Annotated in this window: 20 protein-coding genes and 1 pseudogene; 9 read left to right on the top strand and 12 right to left on the bottom strand. The window is 67.6% G+C overall.

Annotation, left to right across the window (positions count from 1 at the left end):
- Positions 1-58: 58 nt before the first annotated feature.
- Positions 59-589: a Spy/CpxP family protein refolding chaperone gene (locus tag HWY45_RS18505; RefSeq protein ID WP_059881834.1), complete on the bottom strand. Its 531-nt coding sequence runs from the start codon at positions 587-589 to the stop codon at positions 59-61.
- Positions 590-872: 283 nt separating this feature from the next.
- Here HWY45_RS18505 and HWY45_RS18500 point away from each other — a divergent pair, with 283 nt between their 5' ends.
- Together HWY45_RS18500 and HWY45_RS18495 are read left to right on the top strand one after the other, a co-directional pair.
- Positions 873-1337: an Lrp/AsnC family transcriptional regulator gene (locus tag HWY45_RS18500; protein WP_059561847.1), complete on the top strand. Its 465-nt coding sequence runs from the start codon at positions 873-875 to the stop codon at positions 1335-1337.
- 378 nt (positions 1338-1715) lie between these two features.
- Positions 1716-2816 carry a saccharopine dehydrogenase family protein gene (locus HWY45_RS18495; RefSeq protein ID WP_017332120.1) on the top strand — a complete coding sequence of 367 codons (1101 nt, stop codon included), beginning with the start codon at positions 1716-1718 and terminating at the stop codon, positions 2814-2816.
- A gap of 87 nt (positions 2817-2903) precedes the next feature.
- Here HWY45_RS18495 and HWY45_RS18490 read toward each other — a convergent pair whose 3' ends face one another.
- Positions 2904-3527: a P-loop nucleotide/nucleoside kinase family protein gene (locus HWY45_RS18490; protein ID WP_059561842.1), complete on the bottom strand. Its 624-nt coding sequence runs from the start codon at positions 3525-3527 to the stop codon at positions 2904-2906.
- Positions 3524-3670, bottom strand: a complete 147-nt coding sequence (gene cydX, locus HWY45_RS18485; RefSeq protein ID WP_063888782.1) for a cytochrome bd-I oxidase subunit CydX — start codon at positions 3668-3670, stop codon at positions 3524-3526. Before cydX ends, HWY45_RS18490 begins: the two co-directional genes overlap by 4 nt.
- Positions 3671-3875: 205 nt before the next feature.
- Between cydX and corA the strand changes: the two genes are divergently transcribed.
- Positions 3876-4853, top strand: coding sequence for a magnesium/cobalt transporter CorA (gene corA / locus HWY45_RS18480; RefSeq protein ID WP_059801476.1), 978 nt, complete (start codon positions 3876-3878; stop codon positions 4851-4853).
- 22 nt (positions 4854-4875) lie between these two features.
- On the opposite strand, the gene HWY45_RS18475 is transcribed toward corA, so the two are convergent.
- Positions 4876-5163, bottom strand: coding sequence for a YciI-like protein (locus HWY45_RS18475; protein ID WP_017332116.1), 288 nt, complete (start codon positions 5161-5163; stop codon positions 4876-4878).
- A gap of 228 nt (positions 5164-5391) precedes the next feature.
- On the bottom strand, positions 5392-5880 hold the full coding sequence (locus tag HWY45_RS18470; protein ID WP_124489997.1) for an adenosine-specific kinase: 489 nt from the start codon (positions 5878-5880) through the stop codon (positions 5392-5394).
- A 145-nt stretch (positions 5881-6025) separates the two neighbouring features.
- Between HWY45_RS18470 and HWY45_RS18465 the strand changes: the two genes are divergently transcribed.
- The 3 genes from HWY45_RS18465 (at position 6026) to HWY45_RS18455 (ending at position 9527) form a co-directional block, all read left to right on the top strand.
- Positions 6026-7000, top strand: coding sequence for a cysteine synthase A (locus HWY45_RS18465; RefSeq protein ID WP_059801528.1), 975 nt, complete (start codon positions 6026-6028; stop codon positions 6998-7000).
- A 124-nt stretch (positions 7001-7124) separates the two neighbouring features.
- The gene (locus tag HWY45_RS18460; RefSeq protein ID WP_026044677.1) at positions 7125-7610 is read left to right on the top strand and encodes an aminoacyl-tRNA deacylase; all 486 of its coding nucleotides are present in this window, start codon (positions 7125-7127) and stop codon (positions 7608-7610) included.
- A gap of 492 nt (positions 7611-8102) precedes the next feature.
- A complete protein-coding gene (locus HWY45_RS18455) occupies positions 8103-9527 on the top strand; it encodes an aminotransferase-like domain-containing protein (RefSeq protein ID WP_059562041.1) in 1425 nt (474 codons plus the stop codon).
- Positions 9528-9573: 46 nt separating this feature from the next.
- On the opposite strand, the gene moaD is transcribed toward HWY45_RS18455, so the two are convergent.
- The 5 genes from moaD to fdhD form a co-directional block, all read right to left on the bottom strand.
- Complete coding sequence (moaD, locus tag HWY45_RS18450) at positions 9574-9831, bottom strand: molybdopterin converting factor subunit 1 (protein ID WP_059881836.1); 258 nt, start codon at positions 9829-9831, stop codon at positions 9574-9576.
- A gap of 38 nt (positions 9832-9869) precedes the next feature.
- Complete coding sequence (locus HWY45_RS18445) at positions 9870-10436, bottom strand: molybdenum cofactor biosynthesis protein MoaE (RefSeq protein WP_059881838.1); 567 nt, start codon at positions 10434-10436, stop codon at positions 9870-9872.
- 46 nt (positions 10437-10482) lie between these two features.
- Positions 10483-11571 carry a GTP 3',8-cyclase MoaA gene (gene moaA, locus HWY45_RS18440; protein WP_217468947.1) on the bottom strand — a complete coding sequence of 363 codons (1089 nt, stop codon included), beginning with the start codon at positions 11569-11571 and terminating at the stop codon, positions 10483-10485.
- 250 nt (positions 11572-11821) lie between these two features.
- On the bottom strand, positions 11822-13036 hold the full coding sequence (locus HWY45_RS18435; RefSeq protein ID WP_059801530.1) for a molybdopterin molybdotransferase MoeA: 1215 nt from the start codon (positions 13034-13036) through the stop codon (positions 11822-11824).
- Between the two features lie 21 nt (positions 13037-13057).
- Positions 13058-13909, bottom strand: a complete 852-nt coding sequence (fdhD, locus tag HWY45_RS18430) for a formate dehydrogenase accessory sulfurtransferase FdhD (protein WP_059881842.1) — start codon at positions 13907-13909, stop codon at positions 13058-13060.
- Between the two features lie 442 nt (positions 13910-14351).
- Between fdhD and HWY45_RS18425 the strand changes: the two genes are divergently transcribed.
- From HWY45_RS18425 to HWY45_RS18415, 3 genes are all read left to right on the top strand, one after another.
- Positions 14352-15752, top strand: coding sequence for a cytochrome ubiquinol oxidase subunit I (locus HWY45_RS18425; protein WP_059881843.1), 1401 nt, complete (start codon positions 14352-14354; stop codon positions 15750-15752).
- A gap of 10 nt (positions 15753-15762) precedes the next feature.
- Complete coding sequence (gene cydB / locus HWY45_RS18420) at positions 15763-16770, top strand: cytochrome d ubiquinol oxidase subunit II (protein ID WP_059561811.1); 1008 nt, start codon at positions 15763-15765, stop codon at positions 16768-16770.
- Positions 16771-16891: 121 nt separating this feature from the next.
- Positions 16892-17815 (top strand): bestrophin family protein, encoded by a 924-nt coding sequence (locus HWY45_RS18415; protein ID WP_059881845.1) that lies wholly within the window; start codon positions 16892-16894, stop codon positions 17813-17815.
- Positions 17816-17919: 104 nt separating this feature from the next.
- Here the strand turns inward: HWY45_RS18415 and HWY45_RS18410 are convergent, their stop codons facing one another.
- Positions 17920-20199 carry an FdhF/YdeP family oxidoreductase gene (locus tag HWY45_RS18410; protein WP_059881847.1) on the bottom strand — a complete coding sequence of 760 codons (2280 nt, stop codon included), beginning with the start codon at positions 20197-20199 and terminating at the stop codon, positions 17920-17922.
- Positions 20200-20353: 154 nt separating this feature from the next.
- A pseudogene (locus HWY45_RS18405) lies at positions 20354-23032 on the bottom strand (ATP-dependent Clp protease ATP-binding subunit); the annotation flags it as partial.
- Positions 23033-23304 lie beyond the last annotated feature (272 nt).

The following is a 23304-nucleotide window of genomic DNA, read 5'->3' as shown; positions in this document are numbered from 1 at the left end:
CCGCCGGCGGGAGGCGCGCAGCCGGCCGGCGTAGGGCGGGCCGGCTGCGCGTGATGCGTCAGGGCTTCGCGGGTGCGCTCGCGGCCGCGCCCGGCGCGGCGTTGCCCTTGGCGCGGCGTTCGCCGCCGTGATGCAGCCAGCTGCGGAACGTCGTGTCGGCGAGCGCCTTCTGGTCGGCCGGGAAGCTCGCATAGAGCGGCGCGAACGCGTCGGCCAGCTTTTTCGCGCCGTCGGCATTCGACTGTGCGAGTTCCGCATACTGCTTCATGTCGTCGACCGCGGTTGCGCTGCGGGTTTCCATTCGCTGGCGATACAGGCGGCCCATCGTGTTGGCGTTGTCGCGCATCGTGTCGGCAAAGGTCTTCCATTGCGGTTCCTGCGCCGGCGTGATCTTCAGCTGGTTGTGCAGGTACGTGATGCGTTGCTCGATGCGCGCTTCGTGGCGGGCCGCGTGCTGCGCGGCGCTCGGCGCCGACGCCGCGGCAGCGGCCGGCTGCGCGGGCGGCTGCGGCTGCGCCTGGGGTTGCGTCTGCGCGAACGCGCCGGCCGCAACGGTCAGGGCAGCGAGGGTGAGCGAAATTTTCTTCATGGTGGCTCTCCGGGGTGATGTCGTACGAGCGGGCGCGGCGCTTCTGCGGCGCACGCGCGACTCGCGTCGCAACGTATTAGTAGCATGCGGCGCGTCGCGCGGGCGCCGATGCGACACTTGCTTACATCCGATACGAAACGACATCGATGCGGATACATTTGTGCACACCGGTCGACACCGCCCGCCGCCGCGATGCATGCACCGATTGGGCCGGTGCGCGTTCGGCGCTATCATCGCGTCACGTTCAATTCCGGCTGCGCTGCGCGCGCCCATTCGAAGCCTCATGCGTCCACCCCGTCTCGACCAGCTCGACGATCTCGACCGGCAGCTCGTCGCGCTGCTGCAAGCCAATGCGCGCGCCAGCGTCGCGGATCTCGCGCGCCAGCTCGACGTCGCGCGCACGACGGTGATCGCGCGCATTGCGCGTCTCGAGCGCACCAACGTGATCGCCGGCTACAGCGTGCGGCTCGGCCAGGACGTGCTCGACGCGAGCATCTACGCATACGTGGGCATCATCCTCGCGCCGAAGTACGGCAAGGACGTGCTGAAGAAGCTCGACCGGATGCCCGAAGTGCAGCTGCTGTGCGCGGTGAGCGGCGAATACGACTACGTTGCGTGGCTGCGCGCCGATTCGCCGGAACGGCTCAACGACCTGCTCGACCAGATCGGCGCGCTCGAAGGCGTCGAGCGCACGACGACGTCGATCATCCTCGCGCGCAAGATCGATCGCGGGACGGTGGGCGGGTAACGCGCCGCGCGCGTATTTCGCATGTCCTTGGAATGAGTGGGGCGTCTCCCGGCCCCTGACTCGCGTCCGAGGTGCGTTCGCCGGCTGACTGACGCCGCCGCCGAATCCTTCGCTTCAGCCGTCACGCGCCGCATCCGGCGCATCCTTCTTTCCTTCCTCACCGATCTTCGAAACCCGATGCGCCAATGCCCAGCCCAGGCAGGCGCACGGGCCATTTCCACGTCATTTCGTCATTTCGACGAAAAACATCGTCATAACGTCGACAATCACCGTCGTTTCGCATCATTCTTGGTCTTGGAACTGATTTTGCGCGTCCCTAAACTGTGTTCATGGCTCGACGCCGTACACAACACCAACCCATCATCAGGAGATAAGCGCATGAAAATCGCCATCGTCGGCGCAGGTCTGATCGGCCACACCATTGCTCACATGCTGCGTGAAACGGGCGACTACGAAGTCGTCGCCTTCGATCGCGACGCGGACGCGCTTGCGAAGCTGTCGCGCGAAGGCATTGCGACGCAACGTGTCGATTCGGCCGATGCGAACGCGATCCGCGAAGCGGTCAAGGGTTTCGATGCGCTCGTCAACGCGCTGCCGTACTACCTCGCCGTGAACGTCGCCGCCGCCGCGAAGGCCGCGGGCGTCCATTACTTCGACCTGACCGAAGACGTGCGAGCGACGCACGCGATCCGCGAACTGGCCGACGGCTCCGACCGCGCGTTCATGCCGCAGTGCGGCCTCGCGCCGGGCTTCATCGGCATCGCCGCGCACGAACTCGTGAACGGCTTCACCGAAGTGCGCGACGTGAAGATGCGCGTCGGCGCGCTGCCCGAGTATCCGACCAACGCGCTGAAGTACAACCTGACGTGGAGCGTCGACGGCCTGATCAACGAATACTGCCAGCCGTGCGAAGCGATCCGCGACGGCCGCAAGCAGTGGGTGCAGCCGCTCGAAGGCCTCGAGCACTTCTCGCTCGACGGCACCGAATACGAAGCGTTCAACACGTCGGGCGGCCTCGGCACGCTGTGCGAGACGCTGTCGGGCAAGGTCGAGACGCTCGACTACAAGTCGGTGCGCTACCCGGGCCACCGCGATCTCGTGCAGTTCCTGCTGGAAGACCTGCGCCTGTCGACCGACCGCGACACGCTGAAGTCGATCATGCGCCGCGCGGTGCCGTCGACCAAGCAGGACGTCGTGCTGGTGTTCGTCACGGTGACGGGCGTGAAGGACGGCCAGCTCGTGCAGGACGTGTTCACGCGCAAGATCTTCGCGAAGGAAGTGTGCGGGATGCCGATGAGCGCGATCCAGATCACGACCGCGGGCGCGATGTGCGCGGTGCTGGACCTGTTCCGCGAGAAGAAGCTGCCGCAGAACGGCTTCATCCCGCAGGAAAAGGTGTCGCTGAAGGCATTCCTCGCGAACCGCTTCGGCAAGCTGTACGACGGCGGCACGATGGAGCGCGTGCACGCGGTGGCCTGATCGCCGTCACGGCCACGCACGAGGCCCGAAGCAACGCCGGGGGCGCACGACGCCGCCCGGCGTTGTCGCATTCGGGCGGCGCGATGCTCAGGCGGGCAGCGGCGGGACGATCGGGGTGGGCGGGGCGGGCGGCGGCGGCACGATCCGCGCGAGCAGCGCGTCGATCTCCGCCTCGCCCGGCGCGGTGTTGTCGAACAGCACGAGGCCTTCGCATTCGGCGCCGGTCGGCGCGAAGCGGCGCTGCCGGTATTCGTCCCAGTGCGAGAGCTTGTACGCGTCGTTCGGGTTGCCGCGCGTGACAATGCGCTGGTGCGCGACGTCTTCGGGCACATGGACCCAGATGACCGTCAGCGTGACCTCGGGGCCGATGCCGAGCCACGCGCGATCGAAGATGCGCCGGTCGCGCACCTCGCGCGACAGCGGGCCGACCACGATCGCGCTGATGCCGAGCGCGAGGTTTTCGCGCGCGGTGTCGAGCAGCCCGTGGTATTCGGGATCGCGCAGGTGCTTCAGGTAGAGCGGGCTGTCGCGGTCGTTCGGGTCGTGCGTGAGGGCGCCCATCGCCGCCGAGCTGTAGCGGCCGTACAGCGTGTCCTTGTCGAGCAGGCAGAAGGCCTCGCCGGTCGCGCGCATCAGCGGCCCGATGAGCCGCTTTGCGAGCGTGGTCTTGCCGGTGCCGGCGTGACCGCAGAAAAACACCAGATGCGTCACGAATGCGTGCTCCCCGATCCGGCCGGGGCCGCGTCCGCGCGTTTCGCGTTATTCGGGAACACCTCCGCCTCGAGCCACATCGCGTTGATGATGCCGAAACCGAGCGCGACGCCGATGCCGAGAATCCACGAGAAATACCACATGGGTCTGCCTCCTAGACGGTGATGCCGCGCGGCCGGGCCGCGGGCGTGCGTGTGGGTGCGTCCGCCGCGCGGCTGGCCGCGCATGCTGCGGCGCACGCAGCCCGATCATGACCAATTACCGCGCGGGGCGCAAGCCGCGCCGAGACGGGGCCGTCCGTGCAACAAAGCGGTAAACTGGTGTGCTATCTGCAACACGACGAACACCATGCTGATCAACTGCGCTGCATACCAGGACGGCCGCAAGCTGGCCGACATCGACGTCGACGCCATCAGTGACTATGTGTCGAAGCCCGAATGCTTCGTGTGGGTCGCGCTGAAGGACCCGACGCCCGCGGAGCTCGAGCTGATGGGCGAGGAATTCGGGCTGCACGAGTTGGCGCTGGAAGATGCCTGCAAGGGGCATCAGCGGCCGAAGATCGAGGAATACGGCGATGCGCTGTTCGCGGTCCTGCACACGGTCGAACTCGACGCGGTCGAGGAATTCCAGATCGGCGAGCTGAACGTGTTCGTCGGCCCGAACTACGTGCTGTCGGTGCGCAACCATACCGAGCAGGATTTCCGCGCGGTACGCGCGCGCTGCGAACGCGAGCCGCACCTGCTGCGCGAAGGCTCCGCGTTCGTGTTCTATGCGCTGATGGATCAGGTCGTCGACCGCTATTTCCCGATCCTCGAAGGGCTCGGCGCCGAGCTCGAGGCGCTCGAGGACCGCATCTTCACGAAGGCCACGCCGGCGTCGTCGCGCGCCATCATCGAGGATCTCTATTCGCTGAAGCGCCGGCTCGTGTTGCTGTACCAGCACACGGCGCCGCTGCTCGAGCCGCTCGCGAAACTGACCGGCGGGCGCATCCCGCAGGTCTGCAGCGGGATGGAGCACTACTTCCGCGACGTGTACGACCATCTGCAGCGGATCGTGAAGACGATCGAGGGGCGGCGCGAGATGGTCGTGACCGCGATCCAGGTCAATCTCGGGATGATCTCGCTCGCCGAGAACGAGGTGACCAAGCGGCTCGGGTCGTTCGCCGCGCTGTTCGCGATCCCGACGATGATCGCCGGCATCTACGGGATGAATTTCAACAACATCCCCGAGCTGCACTGGAAATACGGCTACTACGGCTGTATCGCCACGATGGCCGTGGTCGACCTGCTGCTGTGGTGGCGCTTCAAGCGGGCAGGGTGGCTGTAGCCCGAGGCGGCGCGCGCCGGCGCTAGCGCGGCGCGTGCTTGCCGACCACCACGCGCCACGGCCGCACCCGCCACGACTTGACGAGGCCGTTCTGCACGTACGGATCGGCGCGCGCAAACGATTCGGCCACCTCGGGCGAGTCGCCCTCGAACACGAGCACGGCCTGGTCGGCCGGATCCGCGAACGCGCCCGCGAGCATCAGCTCGCCGCGTTCGGTGGCCGCGTGCGCGAGCGCCAGGTGCTCGGCGCGGAACGGTTCGCGTCGCGTCAGGTAGTCGTCGACGAGTTCGTAGATCAGCTGGTAGTGCATGCATCGCTCCCGGAAGAATCGAAGGGGCCGCGACCGCGACGCCGGCGCGGCCGTCAGCCTGTTGCGGGCAGTATAGGGCAGGCGTGCGGGCGTGGTGCGTGCGGATCGCGAGCCTCGTTTCCTTGCTCTATCGCAACTAACGGTCAAGCGTTTTCCCGCCGCCGAATCCTGACGACACATCGCGCCGCTCGCGCAGCCGGGTCTACAGGCAAGGGCGGCGGCCCGCATTTACGCCTTGTAGCCGATCGTCCTCAGCAGTTCCTTGCGCCACTGCACGTCGTCGTCGTTCTCGACGCCGAGAGGCGGAAAACCGTCGACCACGCCGACGATGCCGCGCCCTTGCCCGGTTTCGGCGACGATCACCTCGGTCGGGTTCGCGGTCGCGCAGTAGATCCGGCACACCTCGGGCACCGCCTTGATCGCGTTCAGCACGTTGACCGGATAGAAGCCGTCGCCGAGGAACACGATGAACGCGTGGCCGGCGCCGATCTTGGCGGCATTGCGGCACGCGAGCTCGACCAGTTCCGGATCGGTGCCGGAGCGTCGCACGAGCCGCTTGCCCGACGCCTCGCAGAACGCGAGCCCGAAGCGGATGCCGGGCACGGTGCCGACGAGCGCCTCGTGGAGGTCCTCGACGGACTTGATGAAATGCGTCTGGCCGAGAATGAAGTTCACCGTCTCGGGCTTGTCGACGGCCACGGTGTGCAGTTGCAGCATGTCGGACCTCTTGTGGCGATGCGGCGCTGGCGTCGCGAATGGGCTCTCCAAGCTTAGTACGCGGCGGCCGGCGTCGAAAGCCGCGGCGCCGTCCTATCCTTCGTTGTGTGTGGCGCGCGCGATGCGGCGCGCGACGGAGGCGGACATGGACGTGCGACAAGGTTTCGTCGACTGCGTGGGGCGTACGCCGCTGATCCGGCTGGCGGCGCTCAGCGCGCAGACGGGCTGCGAGATCCTGGCCAAGGCGGAATTCATGAACCCGGGAGGCTCGGTGAAGGACCGCGCGGCGCTGTACATCATCCGCGACGCCGAGCGGCGCGGCACGCTGAAGCCGGGCGGCACCGTCGTCGAGGGCACGGCCGGCAACACCGGCATCGGCCTTGCGCACATCTGCGCGGCGCGCGGCTATCGCTGCGTGATCGTGATCCCGGACACGCAATCGCCGGACAAGATGGCGATCCTGCGCACGCTCGGCGCCGAGGTGCGCGCGGTGCCGGCGGCGCCGTACCGCGACCCGAACAATTATCAGAAGATTGCCGGGCGGCTCGCAGGCGAACTCGACAACGCGATCTGGGCCAACCAGTTCGACAACCCGGTCAACCGGCAGGCGCACTACGAGACGACCGGGCCGGAGATCTGGCGCGACACCGCGGGCACGGTCGATGCGTTCGTGTGCGCGACCGGCACGGGCGGCACGCTGGCCGGCGTGAGCCGCTACCTGAAGGAGCAGAACCCGGCGATCCGGATCGTGCTCGCCGATCCGCAGGGTAGCGGCCTCTACAGCCACGTGAAGACCGGCGAGATCAAGGCCGAGGGCAGCTCGATCACCGAAGGCATCGGCTCGACGCGCGTCACCGCGAATCTCGAAGGCACGGCGATCGACGACGCGGTGCGCATCGACGATCCGCAGTGCGTGGCGATGGTGTACCGGCTGCTGCGCGAGGAAGGGCTGTACGTGGGCGGCTCGAGCGGCATCAACGTCGCGGCGGCGGTGTGGCTCGCGCGGCAGATGGGCCCGGGGCATACGATCGTGACGCTGCTGTGCGACCGCGGCGACATCTATCGCGCCCGGCTGTTCAACCCCGAATGGCTGCGCGAGAAGGGGCTGGCGCCCGCGTGACAGGCGTGCGCGGCGAACGGTGCAACGAGGGTGCAACGGGATTTTCCATCCGCGCAAATGCGACCTATGCTGAACGAACCCGGTGCGAACGCCGTTCGCCCGATATGTTCAGACGAGGTGTGCCATGTCGATGTCTGCGACCCTGCAGGATTGCCTGCGCCAGAAGTCCTCGCGGTATGAAGTCGTGTACCACCCCTATAGCCATACGAGCATGGAGACCGCCGCGGCCGCGCATATCCCCGGCGATCGGCTCGCGAAAACCGTGCTGCTCGAAGACGACGGCGGCTACGTCGCGGCCGTGCTGCCGACGACGCACGCGGTGCGCCTGTCGGATCTCTGGGCGAAGACCGGCCGTCATCTCGTGCTCGCGAAGGAAGTCGAGCTGCGCGAACTGTTCAAGGACTGCGATGCGGGCGCGCTGCCGCCGGTCTGCATGGCCTACGGGATGCAGACCTTCCTCGAAGAGCATCTGGCGACGCAGCCGGAAGTCTATTTCGAGGCAGGCGATCACGAGGCGCTGATCCACATGACGCAGGACGAGTTCCTGTCGCTGATGGAAACCGCCGAACGCGCGCATTTCTCGCACAAGATGCAGGGCATGGCGTCCTGAGCGATGCCGGCCGGCGCGCGGACGGGCGCCGGCCGGCATGAAGTGCTGCGGTAGCCGCGGCGCGTGATGCACCGATTCAGGCCGTGCGCCTGAGGGGCGCGTGCGCGCGCCGCCGCCTGCTTGCCCAATCCAGTCAATCCAGTCATCTGCCCTCGCAGTGACCTTGCTCGCCCGATGTCGGCCCGCAGCATCCGTCCTCCCTTTCCTTACAGAATTCGTAAGACATACAGTTGCCCCGGTCCGTTACGGATTGCCGAAACTGTACTCTTGCGGGCACGATGAATGTGTGTGCCTGCGGGTGACTGTTCTCCTCGTACTCTTCCATTACCAAAAGCACAGCGCCGCAAATCCCGGATCCCGGGTATGCGGATGCATCTACATGAGAGCCACGGCGATGGAAAAGGCAAAACCGGAGGGAATTATCGCGACGAACCACGACCCGACCGCTGCGCGGAGCACCCGCACACGCGGCGCACCGGCGGGAGGCGCGCGATGAAACTGTATGAAAAACTTGCGGACGACATCGAGCGCCTGATCCGCCAGGGCGTGTACCGGCACGGCGACCGGATTCCGTCGGTGCGGCAGGCGAGCCAGCAGCACCGGCTCAGCATCACGACGGTCCTGCACGCGTACCTGCTGCTCGAAAGCCGCGGCCTGCTGGAGAGCCGCCCGCAATCCGGCTACTTCGTGAACCTGCGCCGCGACGACGGCAACGGGCAGGTGCGCGACCTGCGGCCGTCGAAGCCGATCGCGATTTCGTCGTCGGTCGACGTGAGCCGGCTCGTGCTGTCGACGCTGCGCTCGATCGGCGCGGACGACGCGGTGCCGCTCGGCTCGCCGTATCCGGACCCGAGCCTGTTTCCATTCGAGAAGCTGAACCGCTACGCGTACGCGGCCGGCCGCGACAAGACGCTGTGGGGCGTGACCGACGGGCTGCCGCCCGGCAGCCCGCGCCTCGTGCGGCAGATCGCGCGCCGCTACCTGGAGAACGGCATGTCGGTCGATCCGAACGAGATCATCGTGACGGTCGGCGCGACGGAGGCGATCAACCTGTGCCTGCAGGCCGTCGCGAAGCCCGGCGACGTGATCGCGGTCGAGTCGCCCACGTTCTACGCGATGCTGCACGCGATCGAGCGGATGGGGATGAAGGCGATCGAGGTGTCGACGCATCCGGAATACGGGATCGACATCGCGGCGCTCGCGGCGATCATGAAGTCGCAGCCGGTGGCCGCCTGCATGGTGATGCCGAACTTCCAGAATCCGCTCGGCTTCCAGATGCCGGACGAGCGCAAGCGCGAGCTGGTCGAGTTCGCGGCGAAGGCCGACATGCCGATCATCGAGAACGGCGTGTACAACGAGCTGTATTTCGGCGAGTCGCACCCGAGCACGCTGAAATCGTACGACCGCAAGGGGCTCGTGCTGCACTGTTCGTCGTTCTCGAAGAGCCTGACGGCCGCGTACCGGATCGGCTGGGCGCTGCCGGGCCGCTATCGCGATCAGGTCGAGAAGCTGAAGTTCCTGAACACGCTGGCGACCCCGCTGCTGCCGCAGCTCGCGATCGCGGAATTCCTCGAGCGCGACGGCTACGAGCATCACCTGCGGCGGATCCGCAAGGCGTATGCGCAGCAGGCGAACCTGATGCGCGCGATGGTGTCGCGGTTCTTTCCGGAGGGCACGCGCATCTCGAGCCCGGCAGGCGGCTACGTGCTGTGGGTCGAGCTGCCCGCAAAGGTCGATGCGATGCGGCTGTATCAGCTCGCGCTCGAGCAGGGGATCACGATCGGCCCCGGCTACATGTTCTCGATTTCGGACAGCTATCGGAACTTCATCCGGCTGAACTACAGCAGCCCGTGGTCGAGCCAGATCGAACAGGCGGTGATCACCGTCGGCAAGCTCGCGGCGCTCTGCGCGCGCTGACGGGCCGGCGTGCGGCGCGCTTTGCAACCGCGCCGCACGCGCTATGTCATCCGCCCGTCACCGGCGGGAAAAACGCAATCTCGCTGTCTTCACGCACGACGAAACCGCCGTTCACCATCTCGTGGTTGACCGCGATGCGCACCGGGCGATCGTCGCGCAGCGCATGCGCGGCGCGTTCGTCGCGCGACGCGAGCGTGCTGCGCAGCGCGTCGACGGTAAGTTCGGGCGCATCGATCTCGACGATTTCCTCGTCGATGCGCAGTTGTTCGCGAATGCTCGCAAAGTATTTGATCGTCAGTCTCATGGTCGGGTCTTGCCGGGAAGGGGGACGTCGGCGGGCGCTCAGCCCCACCGTTTCATTGCCTGGTCGTCGAGCGCCTTGGCCTCGACCCATTCGGCCGCGCCGTCTTGCCGGATCTCCTTCTTCCAGAACGGCGCATGGGTCTTCAGGAAATCCATCAGGAACTCGCATGCGTCGAACGCGGCCCCGCGATGCGGCGCGGCTACGACCACCAGCACGACCGGGTGGCCGAGCGCGATGCGGCCGATCCGGTGGACGATCCTGACCGACTCGAGCGTCCAGCGCGCGGACGCCTCCTCGACGATGCTCCATAGCGCGCGCTCGGTCATGCCCGGGTAGTGCTCGATCTCGAGCGCGACGACGTCGTCGAAGTCGCCGCTCTGGCGCACCACGCCGAGGAAATTCACGACCGCCCCGACGCGCGGGTTGCGCACGATCGGCGTGATTTCCGCATCGACGTCGATCGGCTCGTACTGCACGCGCACCTCGAAGCCCGCGGAGATCGCGGGCGGCGAATGGGCGGGCGGGGCCGCGGCGTCGTCGCCGGGGGGGCGGTCGGAATGGGCCGGGTCGTCCGGCTCGGCGTGCGGGTCGATGAGTGACGTCATGACTGTTCTCCAGGGGGCGGGTCGTCTCGCATCGCGCTGCCGGGCATCAGCCGCCGACGAGCGACATGCGGACCGTCGGATACGTCTTGCCGGTCCGCCGCGCACGGTGCGCCGAGCGCAGCTCGGAGTAGCGATCGTCGCGGCGCAGCCAGCGGTCGCGGATCGTATCGGTCAGCGGCGCGAGCGGCGCCGCGGCGTCGAGCCATGGCCGCAGATCGGTGCCGTGCGTCGCGAACAGGCAGGTGTACAGCTGGCCGTCGGCGGACACGCGCGCGCGCGTGCAGGTGCCGCAGAACGGATGCGAGACGCTTGCGATGAAACCGACATCGCCGCCGCCGTCGGCGTGGCGATAGTGGATGGCGGTGCCGGCGTGCGCATTCGCGTCGTCGCCGCACGGCAGCAGCGGAAATTCCGATTCGATGATCGCGCGCATCTGCGCCGCGGTCACGACCTTGTCGGTCGCCCAGTACTGCGCGCCGCCGACATCCATGTATTCGATGAAGCGCACCGCGACACCGGTGTGGCGGAACGCGCGCACGAGCGGCAGCAGCTGGCTGTCGTTGACGCCGCGCTCGATCACCGCATTGACCTTGACGGGCGCGAGCCCGACGGCCTGTGCCGCTTCGATGCCGTCGAGGATGCGCGCGACCGGCAGGTCGACGTCGCTCATCCGGCGGAACACGGTGTCGTCGATCGCATCGAGGCTCACCGTCACGCGGCCGAGGCCCGCGTCGCGCAGCGCGCGCGCCTTCGCGGCGAGCAGCGAGCCGTTGGTCGTCAGCGCGATCTCGACCGGCTTGCCGTCGACGGTCGTCAGCGACGCGAGCGATTCGACCAGTGTTTCGAGGCCGCGCCGCAGCAGCGGCTCGCCGCCCGTCAGGCGGATCTTCTCGACGCCGAGCGCGACGAACGCGCGCGCGATGCGGGTCAACTGGTCGAACGACAGGCGCTCGGACGACGGCATGAACGCGTAGCCGGCGTCGAAGCTTTCACGCGGCATGCAGTACGTGCAGCGGAAATTGCATTGATCGATGACCGACAGCCGCAGGTCGCGCAGCGGGCGCTCGAGCGTGTCGACGGTGCCGGGGGATTCGCTGGCCGACGCGCCGCGGCTCGCCGCGGGGTGGGTCGGCATGACGGAGTCGATGACGTTCACGATCTGTCCGTTGGCCTGCGCAGGGTGGGAGAAGCGGGGCCGCCGACGCTGCGCATGCCGCGCCGCAACAGCGGCGCCGCAGCCGTGACAGGCTCCATGCCGGAGGATAGTCCGCCGCAATCGCGCGGCCGAGACACAATCCCGGCCGAATTGCAGGAATACAGTTCGGCGCGCAGAGCACAGCGGGCGTGCGCCGCGCCGCGCTGCGACATGAACGGACGGGCTGGCGTCACGCGAGCCATTGCGCGAAGTCGTAGTACGCAACCGCGTCGCCGCATGCTACCGCGCGGCCGGCGGGCAGCCGCGCGACGCCGCCGGCCTGCGTGAGCGACTGCAGCGTGCCGGCGCCTTGCTGGCGCAGCGCGTCGAGCACGGGCGAGCCGTTCGGCGCGATGTCGCAGCGCACCCGGATGAAGCGCTCGCGCGCGCCGTCCGCTTCGACGTCGGCGTCGAGCGGCAGCCACGGGGGCGCCGGCAGGCGGTCTTCACGGCCCTGCAGGCAGCGGATCAGCGGCGTCACGAACAGCGCGAAGGTGGTCAGCGCCGCGCCCGGGTTGCCGGGCAGCAGCACCACCGGCATGCCGTCGAGCCGCGCGAGCGCGACCGGCTTGCCGGGCTTCATGCGCACGCCGGACAGCACGAACGACGCGCCGAGCGCGCTCAGCGCGGGGCGCACCAGATCCCTGTCGCCGACCGATGCGCCGCCGACGCAGACGAGCAGGTCGCACTGCGCGCGCATGTCGCGCAGCGCGGCGTCGATCGCGGCCGGCGTGTCGCGCGCATGCACGCTGCGGCTGACGAGCGCGCCGGTGCCCGCGACCAGCGCGGCCAGCATCGGCGCGTTGCTGTTGTAGATCTGCTGCGGCAGCCGCGCGTCGCCGCACGCGACGAGTTCGTCGCCGGTCGTCAGGATGCCGACGCGCGGCACCGGATACACGTCGACGGACGCCATCCCCTGCGACGCGATCATCCCGACGTGCGCGGCCTGCAGGCGCACCCCCGCGGGGATCAGCACCTGGCCCGCGCGCCATTCCTCGCCGCGGCGGCGGATGTGCGTGCCGGCCCGCGCGCTGTCGTCGAAGCTCACGTGGCCGTCCTGCTCGTGCGCGCTTTCCTGCATGAGCACGGTGTCCGCGCCGGGCGGAATCAGGCTGCCGGTGAAGATGCGTGCGGCGGTGCGCGCTGCGAGCGGCTGCGGCGCATCGCCCGCATAACAGCGCTGCGCGACGGGCAGCGGCTCGCCATGTGCGAGATCCGCGTAGCGCACTGCGTAACCATCCATCGCGCTCTGGTCGGCGCTCGGCTGGTCGAGCACGGCGGCGAGCGGCGCGGCCAGCACGCGGCCCGCCGCTTCCGCGAGCGGCACGGACGTGCGGGCGAGCGGCCGCGCGAACGTATGTGCGAAGTGCTGCTGGGCGGTATCGAAATCGATCGGTCGGGTCATGTCGGCGTCACAAGTCACAGGTCACAGGTCAGGCGCTTCAAGCGAAACGGGGGCGTCGGCCGGCGCGGCGTATTCGACGAAGCCGTCGCCGCGGCAGAAGCCGAGCAGCCGGATGCCGGCCTCGTGCGCGACGTCGATCGCGAGCGAGGTCGGCGCGGAGATCGTCGCGACCATCGGAATGTCGAGGCGCGCGGCCTTGCGGACCAGCTCGTAGCTCGCGCGGCTCGACAGGAACACGAAGCCGTCGCGCGTGTCCGCGCGGCGCTGCGCGAGCCGGCCGATCAGCTTGTCGAGCGCGTTGTGGCGGCCCACGTCCTCGAACACGTCGACGACTTCGCCGTCGCGGCTGCACCACGCGGCCGCATGGATGCCGCCGGTGTCGCGCATCAGCACCTGGTGCGCGGGCAGTGCGCGCGCGGCGCGCTCAAGCGCATCGGTGCCGATGCCGGCCGCCGCGCCCGCATGGCGGATGCGCGGCGGATGCAGGTCGAGCTGCGCGATGCTCTCGATCCCGCATACGCCGCAGCCGGTGCGGCCGGCCAGCGCGCGCCGGCGCTCCTTCAGCGCCATGAACGCGCGCTGCGACACGGTGAGGCGCACCACGGCGCTCGCCGCCGTGCATTCGCTCTCGATGTCGAACACGTCCGACGCGCGCTCGACGATGCCTTCGCTGAGCGCGAAGCCGAGGCCGAACACGTCGAGGTCGATCGGCGTGGCCATCATCACCGCGTGCGAGATGTCGTTGAACACGAGCGCGACCGGGCGCTCCTCGACCACGCGGTCGGCGACGCGCACGAGCTCGCCGCGGCGATGGCGCGTCACGTCGCGCGCCACGCTGCCGGTCGGTTCGACGGGGAGGGCGCAGGGCTGCATGAAGGAATCCTCTCGACGGCGCCGGCCGCGGCGATCGTCCTGTCGGACGCACGCCGGGCCGGCGGATGATGGTGGATGCCGTGGCGGTCGTCGCGTGGGCGTTCGAGCGCCGGGCATCCGGACTGAGACCAAGCTTACGAGGGTTCGGCCGCGCCGCGCGTGTACAGCCTCGCGGCCGGAAAAGCAGTACAGCTGGCGGGCGCGATGCGACGTGTGTGTGTTTTACATGTACACATCGAAAGGGAGGCAACGAGCACAGTTCGCCGGCGCGCACGATTGATTGCGGGCGCCATTCGAAACGCGATATCGTCGTTTCGCTTCGTTGTCGGTGCGATGCGATACACATGTGATCGCTGGGTCGGCACGCAGGTGCGGCGGCCGGGCCGTCGCAGGGTTGCCTGCTTCGGGCGGACGTCTTTACAACCACGAGCACACTACGGTCATGGAAATCTTCGATGCCTTCCACCTGGCGCGACTCCAGTTCGCGTTCACGGTGTCCTTTCATATCGTGTTCCCCGCAATCAGCATCGGCATGGCGAGTTTTCTCGCGGTGCTCGAATGGCGCTGGCTGGCAACGGGGGACGCCGCGTACAAATCGATGTTCCAGTTCTGGTCGAAGATCTTCGCGGTCGGCTTCGGCATGGGCGTCGTGTCCGGCGTCGTGATGGCCTACGAGTTCGGCACGAACTGGAGCGGGTTTTCCCGCATCGCCGGCAACATCACCGGGCCGCTGCTGACGTATGAAGTATTGACGGCGTTCTTCCTCGAGGCCGGCTTCCTCGGCGTGATGCTGTTCGGCTGGAACCGCGTGAGCCCGCGTGCGCATTTCTTCGCGACGCTGATGGTCGCGATCGGCACGCTGATCTCGACGTTCTGGATTCTGTCGTCGAACAGCTTCATGCAGACGCCGCAGGGCTATGCGATCCAGGACGGCATCGTCGTGCCGGTCGACTGGCTCAAGATCGTGTTCAACCCGTCGTTCCCGTACCGCCTGCTGCACATGACGATCGCGGCGTTCATCGTCGCGGGCTTCATCGTCGCCGCGTGCGGTGCATGGCACCTGTTGAAGGGCCGCCGCGACGAGCCGGTCAAGCGCAGCTTCTCGATGGCGCTGTGGATCCTGCTGTTGCTGGCGCCGGTGCAGATCGTCATCGGCGACGCGCACGGCCTCAACACGCGCCAGTACCAGCCGGCGAAGATCGCGGCGATCGAAGGGCTGTGGGAAACCGAGAAGGGCGGCACCGCGCTGAACCTGTTCGGCATTCCGGACATGAAGGCGGAAGTCACGCGCTACGCGGTGCAGGTGCCGCACCTCGGCAGCCTGATCCTCACGCACAGCTGGGACGGCGAGATCCGCGGGCTGAAGGAGTTCCCGCCGCAGGACCGCCCGAACTCGACGATCATCTTCTGGACGTTCCGGATCATGGCGGGCCTCGGCATGCTGATGCTGCTCACCGCGCTGCTCGGCCTGCTGCTGAGAAAGGGCGGGCGGCTCTATGAAACGCGCTGGTTCCAGTGGTTCGTGCTGTGCATGGGGCCGTCGGGGATCCTCGCGCTGCTCGCCGGCTGGATCACGACCGAGGTCGGCCGGCAGCCGTGGACGGTCTACGGCGTGCTGCGCACGATCGATTCGGTCGCGCCGCTCGATGCGCAGCAGGTGGGCGTATCGCTGCTGATCTTCGTGGTGGTGTATTTCCTCGTATTCGGGACAGGTGTGTACTACATGTTGAAACTGATGAACCGCGGGCCGGCGGCGAACGCCGGGTACATCGAACTGCACCGGCATCCGGGGCTGCGCAAGAGCGCGCTGTCCACGCCGCTGGACGTCACCGAAGCGGAATAAGGAGCCCGCCATGCATATCGATCTTCCTGTCGTCTGGGCCGCGATCATCGGGCTCGGGGTGTTCATCTACGTCGCGCTGGACGGCTTCGACCTCGGCATCGGCCTGCTGTTTCCGTTCTTCGACGCGAAAGTCGAGCGGCAGGTGATGCTCGACACCGTCGCGCCGGTGTGGGACGGCAACGAGACGTTCCTCGTGCTCGGCGGAGCGGGGCTGTACGGCGCGTTCCCGGTCGTGTATTCGACGCTGCTGCCGGCGAACTACCTGCCGCTGATCCTGATGGTGGTCGGGCTGATCTTCCGCGGCGCGGCGTTCGAGTTGCGCGCGAAGGCGAATCGCACGCAGCACCTGTGGGATCTCGCGTTCATCGGCGGCTCCGCGCTCGCGGCGTTCTGCCAGGGCATCGTGCTCGGCTCGCTGCTGCAGGGCATCAAGATCGCCGACGGCCGCTTCGTCGGCGGGGCGTTCGACTGGCTGTCGCCGTTCAGCCTGTTCTGCGGGCTCGGCGTGCTCGTCACCTATGCGGCGCTCGGCTGCGGCTGGCTGATCCTGAAGGTCGACGGCGAGCTGCAGCGCAAGATGCGCCTGCTGATGAAGCCGCTGACCGGCGTGCTGCTCGGCGCGATCGTGATCGTCAGCCTGTGGACGGTGGTCGGCCTGCCGGCGGTCGCGCACCGCTGGTTCGGCAGCGGCGACCTGATCTGGTTCGCGCCGGTGCCGGTGCTGGTGCTCGCCTGCGTGTGGGGCATCCTCCACACCGTGCGCCACAAGCACGAGGCGACGCCGTTCCTGCTCACGCTCGCGATCTGCTTCCTCGGCTACACGGGCCTCATCATCAGCATCTGGCCGAACATCGTGCCGCCGTCGCTGACGATCTGGGACGCATCGTCGAGCCATTCGAGCCAGCTGTTCGCGCTGGTCGGCACAGTGATCGTGCTGCCGATCATCCTCGTCTACAACGCGATGCAGTACCGGGTGTTCCGCGGCAAGGTGCGCGAAGGGGACGGCTACCACCACTGATGCCTGCGGGCGCAGGCTATGCCAACGGGCTTCGCGACGCCCGCACTCCGGCCCCGCCTCGCGGGGCCGTTTTCGTTACGCAGGGGCCACGCGGCCGTGCCGCGGCCCGCAGAGAATCATCATGATCGTCAGACCGAGACAAAACTGGTTGCAGATGCTGTTCGTATGGAACGGCTCGGTATTGCAATCGATCATTCCGCAGCTCGTCTTCATGGCGATCGTCAGCACGCTGGCGGTCTTCACGAACGGCCGCATCTTCGGCGAGAAGATTCCGCTCAACACGGCGCCGTTCACGCTGTTCGGCCTCGCGCTCGCGATCTTCCTCGCGTTTCGCAACAACGCGAGCTTCGAGCGCTTCAAGGAGGCGCGCCATCTGTGGGGCAACGTGCTGATCGCGTCGCGCGCGCTGACGTCGCAGATGCGCCGCTACCTGCCCGAGCACGTCGACGCGGCCGAGCGCAACCAGACGACCGACTTGCTGATCGCATTCGTCTACGCATTGAAGCATCAGCTGCGCCGCACCGATCCGGGCGAGGACCTGACGCGCATCCTCGGGCGCGAGCGCATCGATGCGCTGAGCGGCAAGGTCTACAAGCCGGTTGCGCTGCTCGACGAGATACGGGGCAACCTGTTGCGGATGCAGGGCCGTGCCGCCGCCGGGCCCGACGTCACGACCTGGATGTTCGACGCGCAGCTCAATCATCTCGGCGATGCCGTGGGCGGCTGCGAGCGGATCGCGTCGACGCCGATCCCGTTCGCGTACAGCGTGCTGCTGCATCGCACCGTCTATGCGTACTGCGTGCTGCTGCCGTTCGGGCTCGTCGATTCGACGGAGTTCTTCACGCCGCTCATCTGTGTGTTCATCTCGTATACGCTGATCGCGCTCGAAGCGATCGCCAATGAAGTGGCCGAGCCGTTCAGCACGGCGCCCAATGCGCTGGCGCTCGATGCGATGGCCCGGACGATCGAGCGGTCGGTGCTGGAGCTTTGTGGGGCTGAATTGCCGAAGGAGGTTGCGCCGACGGAGACGTATCAGTTGACGTGAATTGCCGCGCCGCAGCGCGGTACGAAAAAAGGCGAAAAAATGGCGCGTCATCGACGCGCCATTTTCACGTGGACGGCACGGCTACGAATCCGTGCCTTCCATCGTCACACGGTAGCCGACCTCACCACCCGCACCGGCACCGACTTATACGACGGCGTACCGCTTTCCTTGTCGATATAGTCAAGCGGCACCAGCACGTTCGCTTCCGGATAATACGCACCCACCGACCCCGGCGCGATGTCGTACTCGATCGCGGTGATCTTCTCGAGACGCAGCGGCCGGCCCGACGGCGCGACCGTCTCGATGTCGACCAGATCGCCATGCTCGAGCCCGTACTTCGCGAGATCCGCCGGGTTCATGAACAGCACGTCGCGACGCCCGAACACGCCGCGATAGCGGTCGTCGAGCCCGTAGATCGTCGTGTTGTACTGGTCGTGGCTGCGCAGCGTGATCAGGCGCAGCACGTGCTCGGCGCCGAGCACGTCCGCGTCTTCCTTCACGCCCTTGTAGACCGAGAACATCGCCTTGCCGGTCTCCGTCGGCCATACGCGCTCGGTCGGCGGCAGCGGCAGGCGGAACCCGCCCGGCGTGCGGATGCGCGCGTTGAACGCCTCGAAGCCGGGAATCGTCTTGTCGATCAGGTCGCGGATCCGGTCGTAGTCGGCGATCAGGTCGAGCCACTGCACCTTGCTGTTCGGCAGCGTCGCATGCGCCATGCCGGCAACGATCGCGGGCTCGGAGCGCAGGTGCTCGGACGCCGGCTTCAGCTTGCCGGCCGACGCGTGCACCATCGACATCGAATCCTCGACCGTCACCGACTGCGTGCCGCCCGCCTGGACGTCGAGCTCGGTGCGGCCGAGGCACGGGAACACGTAGGTTTCCTTCGCGACCAGCAGGTGCGAGCGATTGAGCTTGGTGCCGATGTGCACGCTCAGGTCGAGCTTGCCCATCGCCGGGAACGACTGCTCGGGATCGGGCAGCGCCACCGCGAAGTTGCCGCCGAGGCAGATCAGCGCCTTCGAGGTGCCGGCGACCATCGACTGCATCGTCTGCACCGCGTCGTGGCCGTGATGCGCCGGCGGGGTGAAGCCGAGCACGTCCTCGATCTTCTTCAGGAAGTCGGCGGACGGCTTCTCGGTGATGCCGACCGTGCGGTTGCCCTGCACGTTCGAGTGGCCGCGCAGCGGACAGATGCCGGCGCCGGGCTTGCCGAAGTTGCCGCGCAGCAGCAACAGGTCGGCGATCAGGCGCACGGTGGCGGTGCCCTTGTTGTGCTGCGTGACGCCCATCCCGTAGGTGACGATCGTCGCGTTCGATTTCGCGTACGCGAGCGCGACCTGTTCGAGCTGCGCCTGGCTCAGGCCGCTCGCGCGCTCGATGTCGTCCCACGTCGTCGCCTCGAGGTCGGCCGCGAACGCGTCGAACCCGCTGGTGTGCTCGGCGATGAACGCACGGTCCAGCACGTTGCCCTGTTCGGCCTCGAGCGCGAACAGCGCCTTCATGATGCCTTTCAGCGCGGCCGCGTCGCCGCCCGCGTCGACCTGGAAGTACGTCGATGCGATGCGCGTCGAGCCGAACGACGCCATCTCGATCATGTCCTGCGGATCCGCGAAACGTTCGAGCGCGCGCTCGCGCAGCGGATTGAAGACGATGATCGGCACGTTGCGCCGCGAGCATTCGTGCAGCGTGCCCATCATCCGGGGGTGGTTCGTGCCGGGATTGTGGCCGATCGAGATGATCAGGTCGCAATGATCGAAATCCTCGAGCGACACCGTGCCCTTGCCGATCCCGATCGATTGCGGCAGGCCGACGCTGGTCGGCTCGTGGCACATGTTCGAGCAGTCGGGGAAGTTGTTGGTGCCGAACTCGCGCGCGAACAACTGGTACAGGTACGCGGCTTCGTTCGACGCGCGGCCGGACGTGTAGAACTCGACCTGTTCGGGCGGCAGGCCGCGCAGCACCTCGCCGATGCGCGCGAACGCGTCGTCCCATTCGACCGCGCGGAACGTGTCGCTCGCGCGATCGTAGACGAGCGGATGCGTGAGCCGGCCCATGTTCTCCAGTTCGTAATCCGACATGCGCAACAGCGACGACACGGTGTTCGCCGCGAAGAACTCGGGCGTCACGCGCTTGCTCGTCGCTTCCCACGTGACGGCCTTCGCGCCGTTCTCGCAGAACTGGAACGTGGACTTGTGCTCCTTGTCGGGCCATGCGCAGCCGGGGCAATCGAAGCCGTCTGGCTGGTTGGTCCGCATCAGGATGATCGGCGCCTCGATGGCGTCCATCTGCGTCCGTACGGCATCGGCCGTGGCGCGAAGCGCGCCCCAACCGCCGGCGGGCCCGTCGTACTTCCTGATACCTGGCACTTCGCGTCGATTTGTCATGTGAATGCTCCGTGAGCCGTTCCGGCGACGCCGGATCGCGACTCGGGTTAGGCCGCGTGGCGGCCGGGTTCGGCGCCGCCGCGCGAGGGCGGGGCGGCGCCAGCGGCGCGTGCGGGGGCGCGCGCCGCTCGATCGGGGTGCGGCGGCTGCGCTAGCGGGTTTCCTTCTGGTCGGCCGGCGGCAGCTTGTTGAACGTCACGTCGCCGCTGTCCTTGTCGTAGTCGATCTCGACGCGGTCGCCCGATTTCAGCGTGTCGCCGAGGATCTCCTTCGCGAGCCGCGTCTCGATGATCTGGCGAATCTGCCGCTTCAGTTCGCGCGCGCCGAATTCCGGCTGGTAGCCGACTTCGGACAGGTGCGCGACGAGCGACTCGCCGATCACGAGCGCGATGTCCTGCGCGGCCGCGGTGCGCACCACGCGATCGAGCTGGATCTGCACGATCGCGCGGATGTTGTCCTTCGTCAGCGCGTCGAACACGATGATCTCGTCGATCCGGTTCAGGAACTCGGGGCGGAAGTGCCCCTTGAGCACCTGCATCAGCTCGTCCTTGATCGCCTTGTCGGTCTTGCGTGCGGCGTCCGGCTGCGTGAGGTTGTCCATGATGATCGCGGCGCCGAGGTTGCTGGTCGCGATCAGGATCGTGTTGCTGAAGTCGACCACGCGGCCCTTGCCGTCGGTCAGGCGGCCGTCGTCGAACACCTGCAGCAGCACGTTGTAGACGTCCGGGTGCGCCTTCTCGATCTCGTCGAGCAGGATCACGCTGTACGGGCGACGCCGCACGCGCTCGGTGAGCTGGCCGCCTTCGTCGTAGCCGACGTAGCCCGGCGGCGCACCGATCAGCCGCGCCACCGCGTGACGCTCCATGTATTCGGACATGTCGATGCGGATGATCGCCTGCTCGTCGCCGAACACGGTTTCGGCCAGCGCCTTCGCGAGCTCGGTCTTGCCGACGCCGGTCGGGCCGAGGAACAGGAACGTCGCGATCGGCCGGTGCGTCTGGCCGAGGCCCGCGCGCGACAGCCGCACCGCGTCGCTCACCGCGACCACCGCATCGTGCTGGCCGACGACGCGCTCGCGCAGCCGTTCTTCCATCTGCAGCAGCTTCTGGCGCTCTTCCTGCGTGAGCTCGGCGACCGGGATGCCGGTCATGCGCGACACCACCTCCGCGACCGACGCGACCGTCACCTCGAGCGTCTCCGAGCCCGTCTTGCGCTGCCAGGCTTCCATGCGCGCGTCGAGCTGCTGCTGCTTGTCGGCGATGCGTTCCTCGAAGCCTTTCGCCTCGTCGAAGCGCTTGCGCGACGACGCGTAGTCCTGCTCGCGCTTGAGCTGCGCGACCTCGGCTTCCAGTTCCTGGATGTCCGCCGGCCGCGACGTCGAGCCGATCCGCACGCGGGCCGCGGCCTGGTCGATCAGGTCGATCGCCTTGTCGGGCAGGAAGCGCGACGTGATGTAGCGGTCGGCGAATTCGGCGGCCGCGACGAACGCGTCGTCCGCGAACGTGACCTGGTGGTGCGCCTCGAGCTTGTCGCGCAGGCCGCGCAGGATCACGATGGTCTGCTCGACGCTCGGCTCGGGCACGAGCACCGGCTGGAAGCGCCGCTCGAGCGCCGCATCCTTCTCGATGTACTTCTGGTATTCGTTGAGCGTGGTCGCGCCGATCAGGCTCAGCTCGCCGCGCGCGAGCGCCGGCTTCAGCACGTTCGCGATGTCGAGGCCGCCTTCGCCGCCGCCCTGGCCCGCGCCGACGATCGTATGCAGCTCGTCGATGAACAGGATCAGCTCGTCCTGCTTCGCGGTGACTTCGTCGATCAGCTGCTTCGCGCGCTCCTCGAATTCGCCGCGATATTTCGCGCCCGCGACCATCGAGTTGATGTTGACTTCGACCAGCCGCTTGTCGCGCAGCACTTCCGGCACGTCGCCGTTGACGATCCGCTGCGCGAGGCCTTCGACGATCGCGGTCTTGCCGACGCCCGGCTCGCCGATCAGCACCGGGTTGTTCTTCTTGCGCCGCGCGAGCACCTCGATCGTGCTCTCGATTTCCTGCGCGCGGCCGAGCACGGGGTCGAGCTTGCCCTGGCGGGCGAGGGCGGTGAGGTCGCGGCCGAACTTGTCGAGGTTCGGCGTGCCGGTCGGCGTGTCGACGCGGCCATCCTCGGCGCCCTTGCCGACCACCTTCACGACCTTCTGGCGCAGCGCCTCGGGCGTCACGCCGTATTTCTTCAGCAGCGCGCCGGCGATGCTGTCCGGCACGGCCGCGAGGCCGATCAGCAGATGCTCGGGCCCGATATAGGAGTGGCCGAGATCGCGCGACGCCTGGAACGCGAACTGGATCGCTTTCTTCATGCGCGGCGAGATCGACATCCGGTCGATCGACGCGTCGGGATCGGCGCTGCCGGTCTGCGCGTGCTCGTCGATGTAGCCCTTGATGTCCTGCGGCGACAGCTTCAGTTCCTTCAGCAGCGCCGTGCCGACATCGGTATCCGCGAGCACGTACAGCAGGTGTTCGGTATCGAGTTCGTTGCGGCGCAACTCGTGGGCCTTCTCCGCCGCGCGCTGCAGCAACTCGAGGGTCTGTTCGCTGAACGCGTCGGTCGGGTCGACCGACTCGCGCGGGATCTCGGCGGCCAGCGGCTCGTCGACGTCGCCGAACATCGGCGACAGGCCGCCGCCGCCAAGCAGCGAATCGAACGGGTTCGACATGCTCTGATGCCGCATCAGCTGGCGGAAGTGATAGTCGCAGATCGAGATCGACTTGCGTTCACCGTTCTGCATCACGGTGGCGCGCGCGACCGCGGGCCGGGCGTGACAGATATCGCAAAGGGCGGGCATGGCGGGGCGGCTCCTGTCGGTGGAAGGGGTCGATTGGGCTATGGCGGATGCGGTGCGCGTGGTGCGCGCCGACGGCGGGAACGCGCGTGCTTCATGACGCCCGCAGCGTCACCGCGACTACGTGCAAAAAATAGCGGATCGACGGGTGCCATCCAAGGCACAGTTCGGCCTGTCGTGGCGGGTGAATTGCACCCTTGTGCGCGCGCCTGTGCGCGGTGTGCGTGCCGGAATGGAGTACAGACGAATGCGCGTGCGTCGCGTTTCGTCGTGCG

It is taken from the genome of Burkholderia stagnalis, assembly GCF_902830275.1.
Lineage (GTDB): Bacteria > Pseudomonadota > Gammaproteobacteria > Burkholderiales > Burkholderiaceae > Burkholderia > Burkholderia stagnalis.
This window is presented reverse-complemented; position numbering and strand designations above follow the sequence as displayed.

Bases quoted from the DNA above. Each gene is read 5' to 3' on its own strand.
- HWY45_RS18415 (WP_059881845.1), top strand. From the start codon at position 16,892: ATGATCGTCAGACCGAGACAAAACTGGTTGCAGATGCTGTTCGTATGG.
- moaD (WP_059881836.1), bottom strand. From the start codon at position 9,831: ATGAGACTGACGATCAAATACTTTGCGAGCATTCGCGAACAACTGCGC.
- cydX (WP_063888782.1), bottom strand. From the start codon at position 3,670: ATGTGGTATTTCTCGTGGATTCTCGGCATCGGCGTCGCGCTCGGTTTC.
- HWY45_RS18465 (WP_059801528.1), top strand. From the start codon at position 6,026: ATGGACGTGCGACAAGGTTTCGTCGACTGCGTGGGGCGTACGCCGCTG.
- cydB (WP_059561811.1), top strand. From the start codon at position 15,763: ATGCATATCGATCTTCCTGTCGTCTGGGCCGCGATCATCGGGCTCGGG.
- HWY45_RS18460 (WP_026044677.1), top strand. From the start codon at position 7,125: ATGTCGATGTCTGCGACCCTGCAGGATTGCCTGCGCCAGAAGTCCTCG.
- HWY45_RS18435 (WP_059801530.1), bottom strand. From the start codon at position 13,036: ATGACCCGACCGATCGATTTCGATACCGCCCAGCAGCACTTCGCACAT.
- HWY45_RS18505 (WP_059881834.1), bottom strand. From the start codon at position 589: ATGAAGAAAATTTCGCTCACCCTCGCTGCCCTGACCGTTGCGGCCGGC.
- HWY45_RS18425 (WP_059881843.1), top strand. From the start codon at position 14,352: ATGGAAATCTTCGATGCCTTCCACCTGGCGCGACTCCAGTTCGCGTTC.
- HWY45_RS18470 (WP_124489997.1), bottom strand. From the start codon at position 5,880: ATGCTGCAACTGCACACCGTGGCCGTCGACAAGCCCGAGACGGTGAAC.
- fdhD (WP_059881842.1), bottom strand. From the start codon at position 13,909: ATGCAGCCCTGCGCCCTCCCCGTCGAACCGACCGGCAGCGTGGCGCGC.
- HWY45_RS18445 (WP_059881838.1), bottom strand. From the start codon at position 10,436: ATGACGTCACTCATCGACCCGCACGCCGAGCCGGACGACCCGGCCCAT.
- HWY45_RS18455 (WP_059562041.1), top strand. From the start codon at position 8,103: ATGAAACTGTATGAAAAACTTGCGGACGACATCGAGCGCCTGATCCGC.
- HWY45_RS18410 (WP_059881847.1), bottom strand. From the start codon at position 20,199: ATGACAAATCGACGCGAAGTGCCAGGTATCAGGAAGTACGACGGGCCC.
- HWY45_RS18495 (WP_017332120.1), top strand. From the start codon at position 1,716: ATGAAAATCGCCATCGTCGGCGCAGGTCTGATCGGCCACACCATTGCT.
- moaA (WP_217468947.1), bottom strand. From the start codon at position 11,571: ATGCCGACCCACCCCGCGGCGAGCCGCGGCGCGTCGGCCAGCGAATCC.
- HWY45_RS18475 (WP_017332116.1), bottom strand. From the start codon at position 5,163: ATGCACTACCAGCTGATCTACGAACTCGTCGACGACTACCTGACGCGA.
- corA (WP_059801476.1), top strand. From the start codon at position 3,876: ATGCTGATCAACTGCGCTGCATACCAGGACGGCCGCAAGCTGGCCGAC.
- HWY45_RS18500 (WP_059561847.1), top strand. From the start codon at position 873: ATGCGTCCACCCCGTCTCGACCAGCTCGACGATCTCGACCGGCAGCTC.